The sequence below is a fragment of the Ruoffia tabacinasalis genome, assembly GCF_042652985.1.
Taxonomy (GTDB): domain Bacteria; phylum Bacillota; class Bacilli; order Lactobacillales; family Aerococcaceae; genus Ruoffia; species Ruoffia tabacinasalis.
On record NZ_JBHSHQ010000010.1, the window covers coordinates 1 to 5,338 of the forward strand.

The 5,338-nt window shown below is 34.8% G+C and carries 5 protein-coding genes and 2 pseudogenes; 2 read left to right on the forward strand and 5 right to left on the reverse strand.

Annotated features, from left to right (window positions below; genetic code table 11):
- From ACFO5Y_RS01855 to ACFO5Y_RS01865, 3 genes and pseudogenes are all read right to left on the reverse strand, one after another.
- Positions 1–246, reverse strand: a 246-nt coding sequence (locus tag ACFO5Y_RS01855; RefSeq protein WP_380706329.1) for an ATP-binding protein, incomplete at its 3' end; no start/stop codon positions are given.
- Positions 239–1,780 carry an IS21 family transposase gene (gene istA / locus ACFO5Y_RS01860; RefSeq protein WP_380706331.1) on the reverse strand — a complete coding sequence of 514 codons (1,542 nt, stop codon included), beginning with the start codon at positions 1,778–1,780 and terminating at the stop codon, positions 239–241. The genes istA and ACFO5Y_RS01855, both read right to left, overlap by 8 nt.
- Before the next feature lie 129 nt (positions 1,781–1,909).
- A pseudogene (locus ACFO5Y_RS01865) lies at positions 1,910–2,773 on the reverse strand (type I restriction-modification system subunit M); the annotation flags it as partial.
- Between the two features lie 261 nt (positions 2,774–3,034).
- Between ACFO5Y_RS01865 and ACFO5Y_RS01870 the strand changes: the two are divergent.
- Positions 3,035–3,184: a hypothetical protein gene (locus ACFO5Y_RS01870; RefSeq protein WP_197105252.1), complete on the forward strand. Its 150-nt coding sequence runs from the start codon at positions 3,035–3,037 to the stop codon at positions 3,182–3,184.
- A 670-nt stretch (positions 3,185–3,854) separates the two neighbouring features.
- On the opposite strand, the pseudogene ACFO5Y_RS01875 reads toward ACFO5Y_RS01870, so the two are convergent.
- Positions 3,855–4,242: pseudogene (locus ACFO5Y_RS01875) on the reverse strand (hypothetical protein); the annotation flags it as partial.
- A gap of 98 nt (positions 4,243–4,340) precedes the next feature.
- Positions 4,341–4,868: a hypothetical protein gene (locus ACFO5Y_RS01880; protein ID WP_197105253.1), complete on the reverse strand. Its 528-nt coding sequence runs from the start codon at positions 4,866–4,868 to the stop codon at positions 4,341–4,343.
- A gap of 61 nt (positions 4,869–4,929) precedes the next feature.
- Between ACFO5Y_RS01880 and ACFO5Y_RS01885 the strand changes: the two genes are divergently transcribed.
- Positions 4,930–5,338: transposase (locus ACFO5Y_RS01885; protein ID WP_380706330.1), on the forward strand; the 409-nt coding region annotated here is incomplete at its 3' end.

The following is a 5,338-nucleotide window of genomic DNA, read 5'->3' on the forward strand; positions in this document are numbered from 1 at the left end:
TGTCTGCTCACTTAAATCATAGTCCTCAAGCGTCTTTTGATAAGGGAATTTCGCCCATTTTAAGCGACGGACTTTGTTTTTCTCTTCTCGCTTTGTTAGTTCGTATTTCAAGAGATGGTTTAACAGTTCATAATAAGTCCAAGATTTTTGCTCAGCCTCTCGCATGAATGCAGGAAGCTCAAGCGAAACCTCAGATAATCGCAGCTGTTTAAAGGCCTGCTGTAAATCTTCCAAGCCATTACTCATTCACTTCACCGCCCAAAATTTTGACATACTCACTGATTGAGCGTGTGGATACTTGAATACCTGATGAAGCAGTCGAAGAGATTGATTCGATTCCTCTTGGAATATCTCCCGGCTTGTGCTGGTTTAAATAAGCAGCGACGTCTCTAAAATCATTGGCGTTCCATAGTTCATTTTCAATACAATATGCGAGTGCCGCATCCCGTTCTTGGGGGTATGTTTGAATGCTCTTTTCCAAGACCATAAACTGATCGCGTACATACCGTTTATACTTTTCCGTTATTTTATCAATAAAGAGAATGGCTGCCTCTTCTTGTTCGAATAGGCCAATCATGGCTGTGCGGTATTTTTGCAGTGTTTTTTCCCGATCACGACCGTGGTTGCGATTTTTTATCAATTTACCTTTTTCTAAAGAAAGGGTATGCCGCGCAATTTCATCACCTGTAATCTTATGTAGAATAACCAATTCTTGGCCTTTTTCATGAAGATAGACTTGATTTGAACCGTCGGTTTTATAGGTACCAAGCGGTACCGAATAGCGGTTCCCTCTAAAGCGAATCGTATTGTCTTTATTTACGGTAGCTGTTATACTATTTCTGAAAGATATATCTTTGTGTTTGATTGAAGAGACTGGTTTCAAGTGTGCTTTTTCCAGAAGGAACACTGAATCTGGTCTCTTTTTTGTTGTGCCGTGTACTTTATGATTTCCTGTGCGTTCCAGCCAGGAGCGAGATTTCTTATTCCAGTCATCAAGTCCATCATAGACCCGATTCTTTGCGAAGTTAGCCTTTACATAACCGACGACACGTTCAATTTTTCCTTTTGTTTCGGGATCTGACCCGCGGCACAAGTAAACATCAAAACCTAAGGCTTGTTGATATGCTTGAAAGTCTTGGGTGAGTAAAAGGTCTCCGGCGTTCTCACTGACCGCGATTAAATTGTCTTGGTCATAAACCATTTCTTCAGGCATTCCGCCAAAGTGACGAAAGGCATTTTCATGCGAACGAATGGTATCTTGTGTCGTAAAGGGCCGGTCCAACCATTCAAGATATTTGTAGCGGCTATGCGATAAAACAAAAGAGATAAAATACAGCTTGATTTCTTCTTTGCTTCTTGTCTTTTGCTTCGTTTGACCCCAATCCACTTGGATTTGCGCACCCATCTCTACTTCGGGAATGGCTTCATATTGCCGGATTTTTTTACGTTTAGGGATCGCATACTGATCTCTCAGATGTTTGATATACGAGCGTAGCGTGCTTGAGCCGACCTGAAGATCCGGATATTCTTCCAACAGCCAATCCTCAATTTGAGCAGCCGATAAATCGCTGTGCTCCTTCAGCCACTCCAGAATTATGTCTGCGTAAGGATCCAATTTCTTGGCTCGATTTTGTAAAGTATATGTCCATTCGGACATTTCCTTAAAGTCCTTTGCCAGATATTTCCTCACCGTGTCTCGATTCACTCCAACTTTTCGTTCAATTTGACTTTTATTGAATCCCAATCGATGTAATCGATGGATTTCATGATAAATACTCATCTTTTTTTCGTTCACCTTTCATCCTCCAATTCAATTGATACTGCAAAAGTATAACTGAATTGGTTCTTTTTTTGGAATAAAGTGCCGAAACTTATCTAGCAATAATTGCTGAATCTAATTTAGCATTAACACCACATCAATTGGTTCTGGTTCTTCAAAAGTATCTACATAGCGCGGGATATTTAAATTATAGTCATTCTCTACAATCTCATCATAAGGTGCTAAATAAGCATACTTATCTACAAATTCGCGCTTCTTATAAGTTTCAAGTATCTTTTCAATATTTTCTTCAGTTAAGATGTTTTGATTTTTTTCTTTAGTGAATTCATTTGATGCATCAATGAACATCACATCACGATTTACTCTATTTTTCTTTAGAATAATGATTGTAGTTGGGATACTTGTATTCACAAAAATATTAGCTGGTAAACCAATCACCGCATCAATGGCTCCGTTTTCTAGTAGAGCTTTACGTATCTTCCCTTCAGATGCACCACGGAACAATACGCCATGTGGAAGTACAATTGCCATAACTCCATCATTACGTAAATGATAATAACCATGTAGTAAGAATGCAAAGTCAGCCTTAGATTTCGGTGGTAATACGCCAAATGAAGAAAATCTTGGGTCATCTAAAAAGCCTTTAGATGCTGACCATTTTGCTGAGTATGGAGGGTTCATTAATACACCTTGGAAGTTTGTCGGCTCATCTGTTGGCCAATCCTCATCAAGTGTATCACCATTACGTAACTTCTGATTCTCAATAGGCACTCTATGAAGAAACATATTCATACGTGCTAAGTTATAGGTAGAAGTGTTTAATTCTTGTCCAAAGTAACGAACGCTTAATGGTTCATTGGAATAGCGTTGTGCGTTTAGAAGAAGCGATCCCGATCCCATAGTTGGGTCATAAATGGTGAATCCCTTTTGATCCTCTTTACCCATTAATACTATTTGCGTCATTAATCTAGCTACTTGTTGCGGTGTGTAGAAGGATTATAATTCTATTAAATGTTCAGATGCTTATAATCCACGGTCTATAAGGTTTTTAACCCTATATTGCATTAATTATTAAATGAACACATTTTCAACACAGAATTCATATGATGATTTTATTTTTTGTTCACTTTTTATGTTACATTACGACTACGCGTTATAGTTCTTGAAGTATTATCCTTTACTTAACTGTTTAACTTTTACTATTAATGTATAATTATTGAACTATATAAAATATCATAAAGGAGGGGGATACTAATGAGTGAGAAAGATACTAAAAAATATCAGCAAGAAAAAAGCAATAATGATCATATATTAACTAAGGAAGAACAGGAACAGGAATTGGAAAAATTGAAAAAAATACTTGAAAAACATAAGGATATTTTTATTAGACTAAAGGATAAATAAGTTAGAGTTCTCTAAGGTAGGAATTTATTCCTATCTAAGCATAATGCCTAAAAGTATAAAAAAAGCTCTAGAACAACACGACGTGTTACTCTAGGGCTTTTATATGTTTTTACAATTAAACCAATTTAAAGATAAGTTAGTAATCATAGTGAATGTGTATCGTTGATTATAATCTGTTGGAGTTCATTGCAAAAAGTTATTAATTTTTCAAATAATTCATCAATAGGCTCTATGATTTCTACACTTTCATTTTCCCTATAAGCAGTATATACTATTTTATCTTCTTGTATTTTAGTTGAATCTATACCACGAGTTATTGATTTTCGAAGATCTCTCCAAGGTTGTTCAGGAGCACTCACGCCGAAAAGTTTCCTAAAAATTTTTTCTCTGATTTCACCATCTCCTTGAAGGTTAGCATTGATTTCATCTTTGATTATTTTATTACTAAAACTTGTAATTTCAGTTTCTTCCGGAATTTTAGAAGAAATAATAGATTTAAGCAAACTTTCGGTGAAAATTAAGGATGTTAGAATAAGTGACTTCCTAATTAGATTATCAGAGGTTTTATTTACTTTTTCATGAATATCAGCTATTGTTTGTTCATATGTTGTAAACTCTAAGGGATTCTCTTTATACCTCTCATGCTCGTATTGGAATCCGAATTCGTAATCTGTTTTTTGATTATTATCATTAACACTAGATTGCCCAGCTGAATACGGAGGATTACCAATAATTGCAGTTATTGGTACTTCTTTTTGGCGTTTTAAACTATCGTTATTTGAACCGAAATATGAATCATCTAATGTATCTTCTGCTTCTGTACTCTCGAATGTATCAGTTAAGACAATACCTTCAAACGGTGCATATCCTTTATTGCCATTTATTTCGTCAAATGTAGCTTCAATATTAATTGCCGCAATATAATAACTTAACAAAATGATTTCGTTTGCATGCAACTCTTGCGTATATTTACGAGTAATATCAGCTAAAGTGATTTCACCTTTGTTAATTAATTCTTTCAAATAATGGAGAGTTCGAACTATAAAAGTACCAGTACCCTCTCATGTCAAGCTTATGACAAAATTTTGATGTTATGTAAATAAAAAAGAGTAGTCTTAACTACTCTCAAAATGTTTTTATGCTAATCCTATTTAATTTAATGTTCTATTAAAATTTCTTCTAACATAGGCTCTATGCCTCTTTTTATTAAAGATTCTACTAACCTCTGTGCATGAAATCTATTAATATAGAATGCAATATGATTCAATAACTCAGCCGCTTTTTCTCTTACTTCAAATGTAGATAAATTGTTTTCAAGAATATAGTTAGCGATATCTGCAAAATTATCTGCATCTTTAAATCTATTGCATTGAGAATCCATATCTAATTCAATAAACTTAATTACCTCTAAAATAGACTCTGGATACTCATTAAAATAATAATATAATGAGTATTTGAAGTTACGTATGTTAATTATATTATTGCACAGATCCTTTGATGATAGAGAAGATATATACATTGATGTTCTGTCATTATATTTCTTAGATTCTATTGAGCTTAGAATCTCTTCCTTGTTCTTATTATCATCTATAAATTTTTTTATTTTGATAAAATTTTTATACATATTAAATGCATCTTTATAACGGATAAAGTCCATATAATTGTGTAAAAGATAAAAGGCCATGTAACAGCCCTTTTACGGTACAATGTTTTTAACCACAAAAACATACCTAGGAGGACGTTACATGACCCAAGTACATTTTACACTGAACAACGAAGAGGTTCAAAGTATTATTGAACATTCGGTAAAAGATGAAGTTTCTAAAAATATTTTGACCACTGTTTTCAACCAATTGATGGAAAAGCAACGAACAGAATATATTCAAGCCGATGATTATGAACGTTCAGAAAGTCGTAAGAGTCAAAGAAATGGCTATTATGAGCGAGACTTTACGACTCGTGTGGGCACACTCGAGTTAAAAGTGCCTAGAACACGTGATGGTGAATTTTCACCGACGGTGTTTGAGCGTTATCAGCGAAATGAAAAGGCACTGCTCGCTTCAATGCTTGAGATGTATGTTTCGGGCGTTTCGACACGTAAAGTTTCAAAGATTGTTGAAGAGCTATGTGGAAAATCGGTATCGAAATCTTTTG